Below are 16813 nucleotides of genomic sequence, written 5' to 3'. Positions count from 1 at the left end.
GCACAATGGCTGACCACAAGCACGGCGAAATGGATATTTCGACTCAAGAAAAAGCATTCGCAGGGTTCATTAAATGGTCCGCGTATGTTGCAATCGCATCCATCGCAGTTCTGGTTTTTCTGGCTGTTTTTAACGGCTAATTTTTTGGTTGGCCAAATAGGTTAAGGATCACTTTTATGACGCTATCGCGGCTCTTGGTGGTTTTTGCCTTATTGGCTCTGAGCGCGTGTGGTGCGGCCGAGCCGCGTTGGGCTGGCGAAGCCGAAGTGGCACGTGCGCGCTATGTGGACGGGGGATCGGCGTCTTTGACGTTGTTTACCGTGATCGGTAAGCGCAGCGGCGCAGGCGCGCACTCCGGCCTTTTGGTCAATGCCCCCTCACAGCGTGCGATGTTTGATCCTGCAGGAACGTTCAAACACCCGCATTTGCCAGAGCGTAATGATGTCGTCTACGGCATGAGCGACGCGGCTGTGGCATTCTACATCGACTATCATGCGCGCGAGACGTTTGACGTGATCGAGCAAACCATTTTTGTTTCGCCACAGGTTGCCGAATTTGCGTTGGCGCGCATTCAAAGCTACGGTGCGGTGCCAAAGGCACAATGTGCGCGCAGTATTTCAAGCATCTTGGCCAGTCTTCCGGGATTTGAAGATGTGAAAAATACGATGTTCCCTAAGAAACTGACCGCGTATTTCGCGTCGCGTGGGGCAGTGGAGCAAATGCACCGCGACGACTCGCCTGATGACAACACGGGTCTCATTCAAGCCCCTGATTTGCGGTTGCGCGGCGATTTAATCGCGACTTTAACCCAGTAGTGCACCCATTCCAAAGAACAGTCCGAACCCTGTGGCAATCGCCCAAAGAACATTGCGGGTCGTCAGGCCCACGACGAGCGTTGCGAGAGCGGCGCCAATACGCAAAGCATCACCGCTATGGGCTCCAGATCCAAGCAACATAGGGGCCACAACAGCCGGTAGGACTGCGACAGGGGTGTAGCGCAACATCCGCAATAGCCATTCGGGCAAGGGGCGGTCGCCGATCAATCCCATGAAGGAAAGGCGGATCAGATAGGTGCAAATACCGAGCACGACAATGATGACCCAGACCTGGGATGTCGAAGTTTCCATCAGGTGCGTGCCTTTCGCTTCTCTACCCATAACTCGACCTGCGCGCCAACAAACAGTGCGATGAGAGCCGCAACCAGTAAGCCGGAGCCATAGGGCATAAAGCTAAGGGCGAGAACAAGGACGACCGAGGTCAGGGCGGTTGCAACATGTGCAACGGTTCGCATCATCGGGGCAACCACAGCGATAAAGGTCAGGGGGACCGCAAAATCGACACCCATTTGCGCCGGAATACGCTCGCCAAGCAATGCCCCCGCCAAGGTCGCGACATACCACGACATGGCCAAAGGGATGCCAACGCCGAGAAAGTAGCTGACTTTTTCAATCGCGGTGCGGGACGGCTCTTTTTCGAACGCAATTGAGGACAGAGCGTAGGGTTGATCGAACAGGAAATAGGCGGCCAAGGCGCGCATCCAGAACGGCGCAGGGCCGAGGTGCGGCACGAGGGACGCCGAATACATCGCCATGCGAAGATTGACGGCCAATGCGGTTACAATCACAACCAGTGTCGGCGCGTTATCGAGCATCAATTGCAAGGCTGTCAGTTGTGCGGCCCCTGCAATCACAAGAACCGTAAAGCCCATAACTTGAACAAGGTTCAGGCCGGCCTCGGTGGCGATCACGCCAAAAATGGCTCCAAATGGCACAAGCACCAAGTGGAATGGCAGGCCGTCAAAAATGCCACGTTTGAACTGTGATGTGTTGAGTGAGGCCATGGGGTTAGTCGAACGTGCCCGTGACGCGCCCGAGCAACATGAATGCACGCGCGGTCCGTGTGTTAGACAGTGCCGAGATCTCTTCGTCGGATGCCGAGTCTTCAAATTCGGCCAGAGTCTTATCAAATTTGCGTAAGAAGTGGTGCACGGCATCGCGGAAAATTGCGTCTTGCTTCATGCGTGCGGCGGCGAGTGCTAAGGATGAGCGGTCACGAACGCCACCTAGAGGAGCTACGGCCGATCCGCGCACCCCTTTGGCGAATTTGCGCCAGACTTCGGGCCGTGCGCGGTCCGGTGTGAGGTCATCCATGTAGATGCCGTCTTGGCTAAGCAAGGTGAGAATGTCTTGGGCGGCATGGACCAATTGGCTGACTTTGTGGTCAGACAAGGCACGGCGCAGGGCGCGAAATCCCTCTTTGTCCTCGGCCGTCTCGGGAAAGTTCAAGGCTTTGATGAAATCAGCGACCGACAAGGGCGGTGCGAGCGCCTCGGACGGGGTGCCAAGTGCGAGTGAGGCCTGTTCATCCATTCGCATGGGCGATGGAATCGCCAAACGATCCTCCGCCGGTGCTGCCGAGGGGCGCACGGATGTGAATGTGGCGAGCGTGCTTTCGGTTTTGCGTTGGGCGGCTGCAATCTCTTCGAGTTTCTTTTCAACGGAGCTATTGGCAGGGCTATTATGTTGTTGTGCGAGATAGCTTTGACGCATTGCGGAAATGGCGATTTGCAGACGACGGCTTTCGTCGCGCATGGTTGTGGACGCCCGCACGGCCAAGGCACCGACCCAGATCATGGCGACAGGCATAAAAATCGCGATGAGAATCATCACGAACCGAATGCTATCGAACGAGGTCTGCGCGGCACCGCCATCAACGATCAAAAAATAGCCCGCAGTCATGACAAGCCAGACCAATGACAGCACGCCCGCGATTATCTCGGTGGCGGTGACACGTTGGTCAACATCCGGACGCTGATACACGCCCAGCTCAATATGTGGTTTGGTCTTGTCGTCAGCCAAAATGGCCTCCACGCGGAGTTAGAGAACGAAATTTAGATAAATTCGACTTTTAGGATTTCATAGCTCTTGTCACCGCCGGGGGTGCGCACAGCCACACTGTCGCCATCCTCTTTGCCGATCAATGCCCGTGCAATAGGTGATTGGATGTTGAGCAATCCGCGTTCGATATCGGCCTCATATTGACCAACGATCTGAAAGGTTTTTTCCTCATCCGTATCTTCGTCCACGATTGTGACGGTCGCGCCGAATTTGACGGTGCCTGACAGCGTTTTCGGGTCGATCACTTCGGATAAGGACAAGATGCCTTCGAGTTCTTTGATCCGTCCCTCGATGAAGCTGTGTTTTTCGCGCGCTGAATGATATTCGGCGTTTTCCGATAGATCGCCGTGCTCACGCGCCTCGGCGACCGCTTGAATGATCGCGGGGCGCTCAACGGATTTAAGGTTTTTCAACTCGGCGCTCATTGCGACGTGACCCGCACGGGTCGTCAAGATTTTTTCCATGGCACTCATTCTCAGATACGAAAAACGCGAGATCGGCCGGTTGGCCTCCCGCGTCGGTTGTTGCTTTTGTTATACCACCACAACAGCACTCATAGACCAAATGCAAGAGGTAGGGTGTTCATTCCGCGACGAAGGGACAAAAAACGCTCCATTTTCGCTGGTTTGGACGCCGCGAAACGGTAGGATCAAATTGACCATTCCCTTATGTTGGGGTTAGGAAGGCGCGACGAGCCGTCGAGTTGAGGGAGTAATATAATGTCGAATATTGAGCGCGAAGCGATGGAATATGACGTCGTGATTGTGGGGGCTGGACCTGCCGGCCTGTCTGCGGCGATCCGCCTTAAGCAGTTGGACGCGGATTTGAACATCGTTGTCTTGGAAAAAGGGTCCGAAGTCGGAGCTCATATTTTATCAGGCGCCGTGCTGGACCCTTGTGGCCTTGACGCGTTGATGCCTGATTGGAAGACGCGCGGCGCCCCGATCAAGACCAAGGTCAAGAAAGACAATTTCTATATGCTTGGCGAAGCGGGTCATCTTCGCATCCCTAACTTCCCTATGCCGCCGTTGATGAACAATCATGGCAATTACATCGTCTCTATGGGCAATGTTTGCCGTTGGATGGCCGAACAAGCCGAAGAGATGGGTGTCGAGATTTTCCCGGGTATGGCGTGTTCCGAACTTGTCTACGGTGACACCGGCGAAGTCAAAGGCGTGGTTGCAGGCGAATTTGGCAAGAACCCTGATGGCACGCCGTCCGAGGGCTATGAACCCGGTATGGAGCTACACGGCAAATACGTGCTCTTGTCCGAGGGCGTGCGCGGATCACTCGCCAAGGAAGTGATTGCAAAATACGATCTCTGCGAAGGTCGCGAGCCGCAAAAGTTCGGCCTTGGGATGAAAGAAGTTTGGGAAATCGATCCCGAAAAGCACAAAGAGGGCACTGTCACGCACACGATGGGATGGCCATTGGGTGGCAAAGCGGGCGGTGGCGCATTCATTTATCACGCAGAGAACAATCAGGTTTTCATCGGGTTTGTCGTCCACCTGAACTATAAAAACCCTAACCTGTTCCCTTACATGGAGTTTCAGCAGTTCAAGCATCACCCGATGGTGGCCGATCTGCTCAAGGGCGGCAAACGTGTGGCATATGGCGCGCGCGCGATTTCCGAGGGCGGATATCAATCTATGCCTAAATCGGCGTTTCCGGGGGGGGCTTTGCTTGGCTGTTCTGTGGGTCTCGTCAATGTGCCGCGCATCAAGGGCAACCATAACGCGATGCTCTCTGGCAAAGCTGCCGCCGAGGCCGTGATTGCGGCGCTCAAAGAGGGGCGTTCGGGGGATACGTTGGAGGCCTACGAGACGGAGTTGCGGACCGGTGCCGTGGCCAAAGACCTCAAGCGGGTTCGCAATGTAAAGCCGCTTTGGTCGAAATTCGGTCTGTCCGCCTCACTGGCGCTGGGCGGATTTGACATGTGGACCAACACTCTCTTTGGCGTGTCGCTGTTCGGGACGCTCAAGCACGGTAAAACCGATGCGGAGGCTACGGGAAAGGCCGCTGACTATCCGATGATCGACTACCCCAAGCCCGATGGTGTTTTGTCGTTTGATCGTTTGACCAACGTGTCATTTGCCGCGACGAACCATGAGGAAAGCCAGCCGTCACATCTTCGTCTTAAAGACCCAAGTGTGGCGTTGGATGTGGACTATGCCGTGTATGGCGGCCCGTCCGCGCGTTATTGCCCTGCGGGCGTGTACGAATATGTCGGCGAAGCGGGCAGCGATCCCAAATTCGTCGTCAACTTCCAAAACTGTGTGCATTGCAAAACCTGCGATATCAAAGAGGCCAGCCAGAACATCACGTGGACTGTCCCCCAAGGGGGCGATGGGCCAAACTACGGCAATATGTGAGTTGTCACACGATCGTGTCTAAGACGATTGGAACGGGAGCCGGATTTGGCTCCCGTTTGCGTTGCGGTGGTCAGGGTGGATCGCTACTGTTGAACCACGTTCATACAAGGAGACCGCCCCGTGCCGATACGCGCTTCGTTTTTGATCCGAGCCTTGAGTACCGCCGCATTTAGCGTGGGCCTAGGAGCCGTCAGTGTTGCGCCGGTCTATGCGGATGCAGGTGCCTACCTCGCCTCTCGACAAGCCACGTTTGATAACAACTTTGAAGAATTGGCGCAGTACGCGACAGCCGCCTTGGTGGAAGCACCCAAAGATGTTGCTCTTCTTGAGGCGGTGGTGTCGGCAAGCATAGCACGCGGAGATTTTGACGGGATCAAGGGCTACGCAGCCGTTTTGGAAAGTGTCGATCCAGGCAATCAGATTGCGGCCATGGCGTCCTTTGCCTTGCGTGTGAACGCGGGCGATTTCGATGGCGTCATCTCGGCCCTTGATGCGGGGCAATCCATCTCATCGGTGGTTGACGGGTTTATGCGGGCTTGGGCTCTTGTTGGTAAGGGCGACATAGGCGCGGCGGTCGAGGCCTTTGACGCGGCAACACGCAAAGGACAAGCCTCCGAGTTTTTTGGACCGTTCAACAAGGCAATGGCTTACGCGATGGTAGGTGATTTCGAAAGCGGCGAAGCACTTTTGTCGGATGAAAGCGCGCCAGAGACCCGTGATGCCTTGGTCGCGCGTATGCAGATGCTAAGCCAGCTTGAACGCAATGACGAGGCATTGGCTCTGTATAATGCATTCTTTGATGGTGTGGGTGATGTTGAGTTGGACGAATTGGCCGACGCGTTGCGAGCGGGCGAGGCGGTGCCATTCGTTGAGGTGACAACGGCTACCGATGGGTTTGCCAATGTCTTTTACGAGATCGCCGCAGCATTGTCGGGTGGCCCGAGCAATGCCTACACGTTGCTCTATGCGCGTATCGCGTTGGAGTTACGCCCCGAACGGGCGCAATATGTTCTTTTGACGGGCGAGCTTTTGAATGCCTTGGGCAACTTCGATCTTGCGGCCGAGGTCTATGATAGTTTGCCAAGTGATGATCCGAATTCTCACCTGACCGAGTTGGGGCGTGCGGAAACCTTGCGCAATGCGGGGCGTGAAGACGCTGAAATGGACGTGCTGCGTCAACTGGCTGAGGCGCACCCAGAGCGGGCAGATGTCCTTATTTCGTATGGCGATGCATTGCGCCGCGCCGAGGACAATGCTGGCGCGATTAAAGTGTATACGCGGGCAATTGACCTGTTCGAGACACCAACGCGTGCGCAATGGCCGTTATTTTTCACCCGTGGGATTGCTCATGAACAGCTTGATATGTGGGCGGAGTCCGAGGCTGATTTGCGCAAAGCCCTTGAGTTGGAGCCGGGCCAACCCTCGGTGCTCAACTATCTGGGGTATTCGTTTTTGGAATTGAACGTCAATTTGGATGAGGCGATGGATATGATCCGTCAGGCGTCAGAGGCGCGGCCAAATGACGGATATATCACCGACAGCCTTGCATGGGGGTTGTACCGTTTGCGCCGCTATGACGAGGCGGTCGCTCCGATGGAGAAAGCGGCCGCGTTGATGTCAACCGATCCGATCGTCAATGATCATTTGGGGGATGTCTATTGGGCCGTTGGCCGCGAGCGCGAGGCGCGCTTTCAGTGGCGTCGTGCCTTGTCGTTCGACCCCGAAGAGGTCGAGGCCGATCGCATTCGTCTCAAGCTGGATATCGGTTTGGACCGCGTTTTGATTCAAGAAGGCGCAGAGCCTACACGTCCTCTCAATGACGGTTAAAATATTCGCCCCCGCAAAGATCAACCTTACATTGCATGTCACGGGGCAGCGCGCAGACGGGTATCATTTGCTCGACAGTCTTGTGGCCTTTGTGGATATTGGAGATCAGATCACAGCGCAGCGCGCCGATCAAAGCAGCTTGATTGTGACGGGTCCGTTTGCGGATGGCGTGCCGACGGACGCAACGAACCTCGTGATGAAAGCGGCGCAGATTTCCGGATTGCACATGCAACTCGGGTTGGATAAGCGCTTACCGCCCTCGTCGGGCATTGGCGGTGGGTCAACGGATGCGGCCGCGACCCTGAAAGCGGCGGCACGTTTGGGAGCATCTCCCGTGACCCCCGCGCAGGCGTTGCGCCTAGGCGCAGATGTTCCGGTATGTTTGGCCGCAAAACCGATGCGCATGCGTGGTATTGGTGAGGATGTTCAGCGGGTCAATTTGCCCGCATTACATATGGTTTTGGTGAACCCGCGCGTTGCGGTTTCCACGCCTGAAGTGTTCAAGAGGTTAGAGGCTAAAGACAATGCCCCGATGCCAGAGGTATTGCCAGACTGGCCTGACGGGGTTGCCTTTGCCGACTGGCTCACAACGCAGCGCAACGATTTGCAACGCCCCGCTGTGAAGGTCATGCCGGAAATTGCGGCTGTTCTCACGGCTTTGGCGCTTTTGCCCAATGTTCTGGCGACACGCATGTCGGGATCAGGTGCAACGTGCTTTGCCGTGTTTGAGCGCCGTGAAGAGGCCGAGGCCGCGGCGGCGCAACTGGCGCATGGCAATCCGTGGTGGTGGGTCAAACCTGCGAGCACTTTGCCCGCCTGATTTGCGCCCGCCAGATCCGCGTGTCGTATGATTTAGCGCAGGCGTTCGACCACGTAATCGGCAATATCGGATAGCATATCACGAATGTCGCCTTGGGGCACTTTGCCAAGGGCCGCTTTGGCTTTGTCGGCCCATTCGATTGCAACCTGACGGGTGTCTTCCAATGCGCCATGTTTGGTCAAAAGGCCAATGGCGTGCTCTAGGTCACCATCCTCTTGCTTGCCTTTTTCAATCGTGCGGACCCAAAAGGCGCGCTCGGTCTCATCGGCTTTTGCCACGGCTTTGATCAATGGAAGCGACATTTTGCGTTCGCGAAAGTCATCGCCGATGTTCTTGCCGGTTTTGTCCGAGCCCCAGTAATCCAATAGGTCGTCGACGATTTGGAAAGAGATACCAAGCGCGTCTCCGTAATCGAACAGCCCCTGAATGATGCTCTCGTCGGAGCCGGCCAAAACGCCGCCGACTTCCGTGGCGGCAGAGAACAAGGCCGCGGTTTTGCCACGTACAACTTGGAGGTAAATCTCTTCGCTGGTTTTGAGGTCTTGTGCGGCTGTCAGTTGTAGAACTTCGCCTTCGGCAATGGTGGCGGCAGCGTTCGACAAGATGCGTAAAACGCGCATGTTTTCGCTATCGGTCATCAACTGAAACGCGCGCGCAAACAAGTAATCCCCCACAAGGACGGAGGATTTGTTGTCCCACAACAGGTTCGCGGTGGGGCGCCCACGGCGTTGGGCGCTTTCATCGACGACATCATCGTGAAGCAGGGTCGCGGTGTGAATGAACTCAACCGTTGCGGCGAGGTGAATGTGGTAGGGGCCGTCATAGCCACATAGCTTTGCCGATGCGAGCGTTAGCATAGGCCGTAGACGTTTACCGCCAGCCTCCACCAAATGCGCCGTGACTTCGGGAATGCGGGGCGCATGTTTGGACGCCATACGATCACGGATTAACGTGTTCACATCCAAGAGTTCAGGCGCAAGATGCATGGCCAAACGTTCGTGCGGTTTTTCTACGACCTTATCCAAACCCTTCTGGCTCCATCTTTCGTTGGTTGCGCTACATCTGCGTCAGCCGCTCGACATTTGCAACCGTCTGACATTACATTGACGCATGAAACAATTGCTTCGCACCAATGATCCAACACAGATTGCTTTCGCTCAGGCGTTGCTTTCGAGTGAGGATATAGCTTGCTTTGAAATGGACGTCCATATGAGCGTTCTTGATGGATCGATAGGCATATTGCCGCGCCGTTTGATGGTGCGTGATCAAGACCTCTTTATCGCGCGTGCGATTTTGACAGACAACGGTTTCGAGTTGGAAAACGCGTGATCCCAGCGCCAGATGAGACCTGTGACGATTTTTTGGGCGGCCGCATGCGTATGCTCCAGCCGAAACATGGATACCGCGCGGGGGTTGATCCGGTTTTGCTTGCGGCAGCGGTGGACGCCAAAGCGGGCCAACGTGTTTTGGAATTGGGATGTGGGGCAGGGGCCGCGTCATTGTGTTTGAATGCGCGTATTTCTGGCCTGTCGTTTGTAGGGGTCGAACTACAAGCGGCCTACGCCGATCTAGCGCGGCGCAATGCCCATGGGAATGGCGCGCAGATGGAGATCGTTGACGCCGACATTCGCGCCTTGCCCACGCAGATCAAGGCGCAGAATTTTGATCACGTCATCGCCAATCCGCCTTATTACCGGCGCGCGGCGTCCACACCTGCACATGATGCGGGGCGTGATGTGGCGCTTGGCGGTGATACGCCATTGGAGGATTGGGTGGATGTGGCGGCGCGCCGCCTCGCGCCAAAGGGCTATCTGACGATGATCCAAAAGGCCGATCGACTTGCTGATTTGCTCAATGCCCTCACGGGGCGGTTAGGGTCGGTGCGCGTTTTGCCCGTGCACCCGCGTCTGTCGCGTCCTGCGCAGTTGGTTATCGTGCAGGCGCGAAAAGGCGGGCGGGCCGATTTTTGTCTTTTGCCGCCTTTGGTAATGCACAAAGGCGCACAGCATGAACGGGACGAAGACAGTTATACGCAGCAGGTGAGCGATATTTTGCGCAATGGGCATCCGCTTGCCTTGAGTTGAGCAAAAAACACACGATTGGTTCAATATTTCCGATTTTCGTTTAATCTATTGGCAATATTTCGCGTGCCATCGTGAACCAGTCACATAGTTACAAATCAATCCCGTGACACGACTCAATTTCTATGTTGAGATTGTTACACAGCTTTTACATAGAGCTGAGGTTTACATAGACGTTTTACAGTGAGAGGAGACAAAATGAGTTTGAGTTCCCACCTGGAAGAATTGAAGCGAAAACACCAAACCCTATCGGAGGCTGTGGAAGCTGCGCAACGCGCGCCAAGTGCCGACGAAGTTCGAATTACGGATCTCAAGAAGAAAAAGCTACGCCTCAAAGAAGAGATTTCACGTCTCTCCACGACCTAATTGCGACTGAGGCGATCTCAACGCACACTATTGGGAATGGCGACTGGCATAAGCCGCCATTCCAGCACCGAGTGTGATCAATACTGCTGACAAAACCAGTGTCGTGCGCGGTTCTGCAATTCCTGCAAGTATTAAAACCATGGTCGACAAGAGTGGTGCTGCATAGGATGCGGTGCCCAAGAGTTGTATATTTCCGCGTTTGACCCCGATATCCCAGACATAGAAGGCTGCGCCAACGGGACCTACGCCCAATGCGATCATGCTGGCCCATCCATAGGAGGACGAGGGCCATATAGTTTGCTCAAGGGCGAGGTGGGCGACCAATGATAGGGCAGCCGTGGTAAGGCAAAAGATGGTAACAACCATGCTCGACACATCGCCCATTCGGCGCGAGAGGACGGAATAGCTTGACCATGTCAATGCGCAGCCCGCAGCCAAGAGATATCCAAGCCCGTGTGCCCCTGAAAAGACCGCGCCTTGGGCGACGATCAGCGCGGCACCGACAAAGGAAATGCCCGCACCGATCAAATGCAGCGGGCGTAGCCGTTCTCCAGGTAAAAAGCCCGAAAAGAGCACAATCAAGAGCGGCCAAAGATAGGCGATAAGGCCCGCTTCGGCGGGCGGTGCCGCGCGTAGGGCTGAGAAATAGAGAAAGTGGTAGCCAAATAGGCCAACAGTCCCAAAGGCATAAACGGAGACCGGAACACCACGCAGTTCGCCCCATCTGTTGCTAACCGTCGTCCAGACAACGCCAATTGCGCCGCCAATGGCAAAGCAAACGGCATTGAGTTGGAGAGGCGGGATTTCGTATGCGCCAACGGTAAACAGCGCTAAAAGCGCCCAGAGCAAGACGGCAACGAACCCGATGAGTGTGGCTGTGGTTTTCGACATCGGCGCATTAAGCCCGATTGATTTGGGCGCGCAAGGTAAAACGACAATGAAAAAGGCCGCCCCGAAAGACGGCCTCAATCAAACTGTTCAAGCATGGATTAGACGAAGAATTGCGCGCCGTTAGCCGAAATCGTTGATCCGTTGATGAAGCCCGCATCGTCGGACGCGAGGAAGGCCACGCAACGTGCGATCTCTTCAGGCTCGCCCAAGCGTCCCGTAGGGATCTGGCCAATAATGGAATCGCGTACTTTCTCGGGCACGGCCATGACCATTTCGGTCGCAATGTAGCCCGGGCAAATGGCGTTGGCGGTAATGCCGGCGCGCGCGCCCTCTTGGGCCAGTGATTTCACGATGCCCAGATCGCCCGCTTTGGTCGCGGCATAGTTCACTTGTGCGAACTGACCTTTTTGACCGTTGATCGAGGAAATGACGATCACGCGGCCGAATTTGCGCTCACGCATGCCGGGCCAAACGGGGTGAACGGTGTTGAATACGCCCGTGAGGTTGGTATCGATCACCTCTTGCCATTGCTGCGGCGTCATTTTGTGGAATGGCGCATCGCGGGTGATGCCAGCGTTTGCGACGACGATGTCGATGGGGCCGAGGTCGGATTCGACTTGTTCGATGCCCGCCTTTGAGGCGTCATAATCGGCAACGTTCCATTTGTAGGTTTTGATGCCTGTCTCGTCGGTAAATGCGGATGCGGCATCATCGTTGCCGGCGTAGGACGCGGCAACGGTATACCCCTTGTCTTTCAGTTCTTTGGCGATTGCCGCGCCGATACCGCGCGATCCACCCGTAACAAGTGCAACTCTGGACATGATATCTCCTCCCTATCATATTTCATTTGGCAATGTTGTTATCCAAAATGCAAACAATTAGCAACAAAATTACCCTTACGCATGGCGTAAATTCTGCGCATGCAGTATGAGGTTTCGTTGCGCTACCTGCTATCAGTGTATTGGATTCCCCCATCGTGTCGCTCTATGACAAGGCGTAAGCTATGAATAAGCAAGCGCTATTTTGGAAAACAGACGCTTTAGGCGTGCAAATAAAAAAGGGGCACCTCTCGGCGCCCCTTAGTCTCGTCGATGTGAAAGAAATCAGTCGCGCTCAACGCAGAGTGCAACGCCCATTCCGCCACCGATACACAGTGTGGCGAGGCCTTTTTTGGCGTCACGGCGGATCATTTCAAACAGCAATGTGTTGAGGATGCGCGCTCCGGAGGCGCCAATCGGGTGGCCAATAGCGATTGCGCCGCCGTTGACGTTGACCACGGCGGGATCCCAATCCATGTCTTTGTTTACGGCGCAAGCCTGTGCGGCGAAGGCTTCGTTGGCTTCCACGAGATCAAGGTCGGAGGCTTTCCAACCCGCTTTTGCCAGTGCTTTTTTCGAGGCATGAATCGGCCCGACACCCATGATGGACGGGTCGAGGCCAGCGGTGGCATAGGATGCGATGCGGGCCATTGGTTGAATACCGCGCTTTGCCGCGTTCTCGGCGGACATAAGCAAGACACCCGCGGCACCATCATTGAGGCCAGAGGCGTTGCCTGCCGTCACCGAGCCTTCGCGGTCAAACGCAGGGCGCAGTTTTTGCAGGCTTTCAAGGGTTGCACCGTGACGAATGTATTCGTCTTTATCGATAACCGTTTCGGAGCGGCGGGTTTTGACGGTGAACGGAATAACCTCATCGTCGAATTTGCCCGCAAGTTGTGCGGCTTCGGCCTTGTTTTGTGAGGCGAGCGCAAATGCGTCTTGCATATCGCGTGTAATATCCCACTGTTTGGCGACGTTTTCGGCCGTAGTGCCCATGTGGTAGCCGTTGAACGCATCCCACAATCCGTCTTTGATCATGCAGTCGATCATTTGCATATCGCCCATTTTCTGACCCGCTCGCAGGTACGCGACATGGGGGGATAGGGACATGTTTTCTTGACCGCCCGCACAGATGATGTCGGCATCGCCAAGCATGATGTGTTGGGCGCCAAGTGCGACAGTGCGCAAGCCGGAGCCACAAACTTGGTTTATGCTCCATGCGGCGGATTCAATGGGAAGTCCGGCGTTAATGTGAGCTTGGCGGGCGGGGTTTTGGCCTTGGCCAGCGGTCAAAACCTGACCCAGAATAGTCTCGCTGACTTCGCCCTTTTCGATGCCTGCGCGTGCGACGAGCGCCTCAAGCACAGCGGCGCCGAGATCATGCGCGGGGGTGGCGGCAAAAGCGCCCGAGAAACTTCCGACAGCCGTGCGTGCGGCTGATGCGATAACGACATTGGTCATGGTGGCACTCTCTCCCAATTGGTGTTCAGGGAGATTGCCCAATGGGCAATGAATTTGCAACAATGTTGCGCCTCTCCCGTGCAAAAGGTGTATGCTGCGCGTGCATCATAATCAACTGTAACGATGCCATGCTCTGGGTTTGTTAGCGCAAAACGTTATGAAATCGCAGTTACACAGCGATTTTTTGATTGGATTGACGGACCCAAGGGGGGTCAATCGTAGCCGCGCCAAAATAGTGACCTTGCATACAATCGATTCCCGCGTCGACGAGATAGGCCGCATCCTCTTGGGTTTCGACAAATTCGGCGACGGTAAACATGTCAAAATGCTGTGCCACGGAAATGAGCGAAGCGGTAAGCACCTGATTGTCTGGGTTCTGTGCAATCCCGCGAATGAACGTCGAGTCGATTTTGATCATGTCAAAGTAGAAGTCGCGCAGATACCGAAATGAGGTGTAGCCCGCGCCGAAGTCATCAAGAGCAAAAGAAATACCGCGATCTTGTTGCTGTTGCATGAAAACCGTGACGAGGTCGGGCATAACGATTGCGGAGCTTTCGGTAATCTCCAAGATCAGGCGTTCACCGCCTGTGGGGTCGCGCTCCAAGCCACGTTTGAGCGTTTCCATCCACCTCGGGTAGCCGATGGAGCGCGCCGACATGTTGATTGAAAGACGCAGGTCAGGGTTTTCGCGAAGCGTTGCAAGCCCGTATTCGAGCGCGAGGCAGTCGAGAACGCGACCCATTTCGGAGGTTTCCGCCGTGTGGATAAATTCGCGGGCCGGGATGACGCGACCATTGTCGTCTAGCACACGGATCAATCCCTCCCAAAAGGCAGGTCTGTCGGGTCGTGCGGCCTGAACAATGGGTTGGAACGCCAAGAGGACCTGTTTCTTGCGGATCGCATCGCGCACCATTTGCAGCGTGTTTTTATCGCGCTCAGCGACTGCGGCCGTCAGCGGAGAATCCATCTCGCTCTGCATGTAAGACTCGATCATGGGCACGGTCCCTTTTGGGTGAGTTGTTTCTCTATTGGGTCTAGCGTTCACTTTGTATCCAAGAGAGCTAACAGCGGGTAAAATGCTGGATTTGCCATAGGTTTGTCTAAAATCTACAACGCATTGATTTTGAACGATACTTCTGAATTTCGGACCAAACGTAGAGAAGTTTAAGCAAATCACCCTGAAATAGGTGAAGCAGGGTGCGCCTTAACCAAATCGAAAGTCGCAGGTGGTTTTATGCGAAAAGATTGAGTGTTGGCCCAAATTGCGGCCGCATTGAGAGCCAGTAAGGTGAAGAATGAACATACAGACTACAGCGTCCGAGTTTGCACGAAAGACGGAAGATGTCGCTTTTGCGATGGATGAGTTGTTCTTCTCGCGCACCGACGAGCGCGGAGTGATCGCTGCGGGCAACGCCGTTTTTCGACGCATTTCCGGCTTTGACTGGGACGAGCTGGTGGGCGCGCCACATAAGGTTGTGCGCCATAGTGATATGCCCAAAGGCATTTTCCATATTCTTTGGACACGCATCCAAACGGGGGTTCCAGCGGGAGCCTACGTCAAAAACCGTACAAAAGATGGACGATACTATTGGGTTTATGCGATCATTTCGCCGATCCCGGGCGGATATGTTTCTGTGCGGCTCAAACCCACCGCGCAGGTGTTTGAGACTGTTGTTGCCGAATACGCAGCGGCCTTGAGTGCCGAGCGCGACGAAGGATTGACCCCCGCGCAGAGTGCGCAGCGCATTGGCGAGAGGCTGCTCGGGCTGGGTTTCGCGAACTATGAGGCTTTTAGTGCGTATGCTATCGCGCATGAGACCATGGCCCGTGACAGTGCGTTGGGGCGTGGCGAAGATGAACGCGCGCGATGTCTACGCCGCCTTTTGCCCGTGGTAAAAGAGATTGAAAGCAATCAAAAAAAGCTGTTTCAGGCATTTGAGGCCATTCGGGGAATCCCGTCAAATATGCGCATTGTTGCGTCCCGTTTGGAGCCGGCCGGTGGCCCAATTTCGGCGATTTCGCAAAACTACCGTTTGATGTCGAACGAAGTCACGGACCATCTAGGTGCGTTTTTGTCCGATGGCGGAAAACGCAGTTTGTTGGACTCCATTTCGGGACGGATTGATCAGGCACTGTTTATGGTCGCCGCATCGCGCATCCAGCGTGAGGTGCGCGAGACTGCACGAGAGACGCTTGGCTCTGGCGATGAGCGAGGCGGCTTTGAGCAGGAGGTGGATGTTTTGACATCCTTGGTCGATGGGTATTCCAAAACAACCGCAGAGGTTCTTGCGTCGGTGTTTCGCGATGTGACGCAGTTGCGGCGATCGGCCAAAGACCTAAAGCAACTGGTAACGGGTCTAGATTCTATTCGGGTTCTTTGCCGGGTGGAGGCGGGGCGTTTGGGCGTACATTCCGCGTCGCTTACGCCCGTCATCAACCAACTTGATAGGTTCCATGTCGAGATTGATAACACGCTCGAAAAGATCATGGAGCAAGCCGAGGACGGTAAGGATCTTGTCGAACGCGCTCTTGAGAGTCCATTCAACAGCACCTTTTCGCCCAAGCATAGCACAGGCATCATGCACCGTCGCGCGGTTGGGGGACGGTGATATGTGGGACATTATGTTCTAGTTTTGGGTCATTGGTTCCTCATGACCTGTGAGTTGCCCAAGCAACGCCGAAACAATGTCGCGTGCGGATTGTGAATGCCAGTCGGCATCGCCGGTGAGGCGGGCAATCTCACGGCCTTGTTGGTCCAAGATAACCGTGACGGGGAGGCCAAGGACACTCATATCACGCGCTAGTTTGCTTTTGGGGTCGAGTGCGTAGTCGATGCTTTCGATCCCTGCGTCCCCGAAAAACCGCTCAATCGCGGGTATGGGGTTATGGCCTGTCGCGATGGGAACAACCGATAAGCCCATGGGCGCAAACTCTTTTGCCAAGGCATCAAGTGCAGGCATCTCTTTGCGGCACGGCGCACACCATGTTGCCCAAAAGTTCACGACCTTTATGTCATCCGAAAGACCCGCAAGCGTCATCTCCTCTCCGTTTTGAAGCATGAACGGCGTGCTCGGCGTGTCTTTTGGTTCCGCGTGCACAACAAGCTTTTTCATACTGTCCGCCCGCAACGCCGCGATATCCACCGCATCTGCACCCTGCGCAGCAATTGCAGACAGGCTCAGGGCCGTATAAAGGGTGGCTGTAAGAGAAGTTTTCAACATGCGGGACAGATCCATGAGTGACAAAAAATCCAATGCGATGTGGGGCGGACGGTTTGCCG

General features: G+C 55.2%; 19 protein-coding genes. 9 read left to right on the top strand and 10 right to left on the bottom strand.

Features of this window, described 5'->3' with window-relative positions:
- Nucleotides 1–5: 5 nt before the first annotated feature.
- Together ACTG34_RS02355 and ACTG34_RS02350 are read left to right on the top strand one after the other, a co-directional pair.
- Nucleotides 6–140 (top strand): aa3-type cytochrome c oxidase subunit IV, encoded by a 135-nt coding sequence (locus tag ACTG34_RS02355; protein ID WP_439103450.1) that lies wholly within the window; start codon nt 6–8, stop codon nt 138–140.
- Between the two features lie 36 nt (nt 141–176).
- Nucleotides 177–815, top strand: a complete 639-nt coding sequence (locus ACTG34_RS02350; protein WP_439103430.1) for a hypothetical protein — start codon at nt 177–179, stop codon at nt 813–815.
- On the opposite strand, the gene ACTG34_RS02345 is transcribed toward ACTG34_RS02350, so the two are convergent.
- The 4 genes from ACTG34_RS02345 to greA are packed head-to-tail and all read right to left on the bottom strand — an operon-like array spanning nt 804 to nt 3361.
- Nucleotides 804–1127, bottom strand: coding sequence for an AzlD domain-containing protein (locus ACTG34_RS02345; RefSeq protein ID WP_439103429.1), 324 nt, complete (start codon nt 1125–1127; stop codon nt 804–806). The two genes, ACTG34_RS02350 and ACTG34_RS02345, sit on opposite strands and share 12 nt — an antisense overlap.
- The gene (locus ACTG34_RS02340; RefSeq protein WP_439103428.1) at nt 1127–1840 is read right to left on the bottom strand and encodes an AzlC family ABC transporter permease; all 714 of its coding nucleotides are present in this window, start codon (nt 1838–1840) and stop codon (nt 1127–1129) included. The genes ACTG34_RS02345 and ACTG34_RS02340 overlap by 1 nt, the downstream gene beginning before the upstream one ends.
- A 4-nt stretch (nt 1841–1844) precedes the next feature.
- Entirely contained in the window at nt 1845–2858 is a 1014-nt protein-coding gene (locus tag ACTG34_RS02335; RefSeq protein WP_439103427.1) for a hypothetical protein, read from the bottom strand.
- Between the two features lie 32 nt (nt 2859–2890).
- Entirely contained in the window at nt 2891–3361 is a 471-nt protein-coding gene (gene greA / locus ACTG34_RS02330) for a transcription elongation factor GreA (protein WP_062216911.1), read from the bottom strand.
- Between the two features lie 255 nt (nt 3362–3616).
- Here greA and ACTG34_RS02325 point away from each other — a divergent pair, with 255 nt between their 5' ends.
- The 3 genes from ACTG34_RS02325 to ACTG34_RS02315 all read left to right on the top strand — a co-directional run bounded on the left by ACTG34_RS02325 (nt 3617) and on the right by ACTG34_RS02315 (nt 7916).
- Nucleotides 3617–5269 carry a 4Fe-4S dicluster domain-containing protein gene (locus ACTG34_RS02325; RefSeq protein WP_439103426.1) on the top strand — a complete coding sequence of 551 codons (1653 nt, stop codon included), beginning with the start codon at nt 3617–3619 and terminating at the stop codon, nt 5267–5269.
- A gap of 120 nt (nt 5270–5389) precedes the next feature.
- Nucleotides 5390–7096: a tetratricopeptide repeat protein gene (locus ACTG34_RS02320; protein WP_439103425.1), complete on the top strand. Its 1707-nt coding sequence runs from the start codon at nt 5390–5392 to the stop codon at nt 7094–7096.
- Entirely contained in the window at nt 7086–7916 is an 831-nt protein-coding gene (locus ACTG34_RS02315; protein ID WP_439103424.1) for a 4-(cytidine 5'-diphospho)-2-C-methyl-D-erythritol kinase, read from the top strand. Before ACTG34_RS02320 ends, ACTG34_RS02315 begins: the two co-directional genes overlap by 11 nt.
- A gap of 32 nt (nt 7917–7948) precedes the next feature.
- Here ACTG34_RS02315 and ACTG34_RS02310 read toward each other — a convergent pair whose 3' ends face one another.
- Nucleotides 7949–8902: a polyprenyl synthetase family protein gene (locus ACTG34_RS02310; protein WP_439103449.1), complete on the bottom strand. Its 954-nt coding sequence runs from the start codon at nt 8900–8902 to the stop codon at nt 7949–7951.
- A 124-nt stretch (nt 8903–9026) separates the two neighbouring features.
- On the opposite strand from ACTG34_RS02310, the gene ACTG34_RS02305 reads away from it, so the two are divergent.
- The 3 genes from ACTG34_RS02305 (at nt 9027) to ACTG34_RS02295 (ending at nt 10363) form a co-directional block, all read left to right on the top strand.
- Complete coding sequence (locus tag ACTG34_RS02305; protein ID WP_062216896.1) at nt 9027–9245, top strand: putative signal transducing protein; 219 nt, start codon at nt 9027–9029, stop codon at nt 9243–9245.
- Nucleotides 9246–9295: 50 nt separating this feature from the next.
- On the top strand, nt 9296–10000 hold the full coding sequence (locus ACTG34_RS02300) for a tRNA1(Val) (adenine(37)-N6)-methyltransferase (RefSeq protein ID WP_439103423.1): 705 nt from the start codon (nt 9296–9298) through the stop codon (nt 9998–10000).
- A gap of 195 nt (nt 10001–10195) precedes the next feature.
- On the top strand, nt 10196–10363 hold the full coding sequence (locus ACTG34_RS02295) for a YdcH family protein (protein WP_074906100.1): 168 nt from the start codon (nt 10196–10198) through the stop codon (nt 10361–10363).
- A 27-nt stretch (nt 10364–10390) separates the two neighbouring features.
- Here ACTG34_RS02295 and yddG read toward each other — a convergent pair whose 3' ends face one another.
- From yddG to ACTG34_RS02275, 4 genes are all read right to left on the bottom strand, one after another.
- Nucleotides 10391–11254: an aromatic amino acid exporter YddG gene (yddG, locus tag ACTG34_RS02290; protein ID WP_439103422.1), complete on the bottom strand. Its 864-nt coding sequence runs from the start codon at nt 11252–11254 to the stop codon at nt 10391–10393.
- A gap of 98 nt (nt 11255–11352) precedes the next feature.
- The gene (gene phbB / locus ACTG34_RS02285) at nt 11353–12075 is read right to left on the bottom strand and encodes an acetoacetyl-CoA reductase (RefSeq protein WP_439103421.1); all 723 of its coding nucleotides are present in this window, start codon (nt 12073–12075) and stop codon (nt 11353–11355) included.
- 282 nt (nt 12076–12357) lie between these two features.
- Nucleotides 12358–13533: an acetyl-CoA C-acetyltransferase gene (locus ACTG34_RS02280; protein ID WP_062216884.1), complete on the bottom strand. Its 1176-nt coding sequence runs from the start codon at nt 13531–13533 to the stop codon at nt 12358–12360.
- A 169-nt stretch (nt 13534–13702) separates the two neighbouring features.
- Nucleotides 13703–14527: an EAL domain-containing protein gene (locus ACTG34_RS02275; RefSeq protein WP_439103420.1), complete on the bottom strand. Its 825-nt coding sequence runs from the start codon at nt 14525–14527 to the stop codon at nt 13703–13705.
- Between the two features lie 301 nt (nt 14528–14828).
- On the opposite strand from ACTG34_RS02275, the gene ACTG34_RS02270 reads away from it, so the two are divergent.
- Nucleotides 14829–16142 carry a PAS domain-containing protein gene (locus ACTG34_RS02270; RefSeq protein WP_439103419.1) on the top strand — a complete coding sequence of 438 codons (1314 nt, stop codon included), beginning with the start codon at nt 14829–14831 and terminating at the stop codon, nt 16140–16142.
- An 18-nt stretch (nt 16143–16160) separates the two neighbouring features.
- Here ACTG34_RS02270 and ACTG34_RS02265 read toward each other — a convergent pair.
- On the bottom strand, nt 16161–16813 hold a 653-nt coding region (locus ACTG34_RS02265; RefSeq protein ID WP_439103418.1), incomplete at its 5' end, for a TlpA family protein disulfide reductase.

The organism is Celeribacter marinus (genome assembly GCF_965656515.1).
In the GTDB taxonomy this organism is placed as follows: domain Bacteria; phylum Pseudomonadota; class Alphaproteobacteria; order Rhodobacterales; family Rhodobacteraceae; genus Celeribacter; species Celeribacter marinus_D.
Note: the sequence above shows the minus strand (reverse complement) of the source record. Positions and strands in the feature narration are given on the sequence as shown.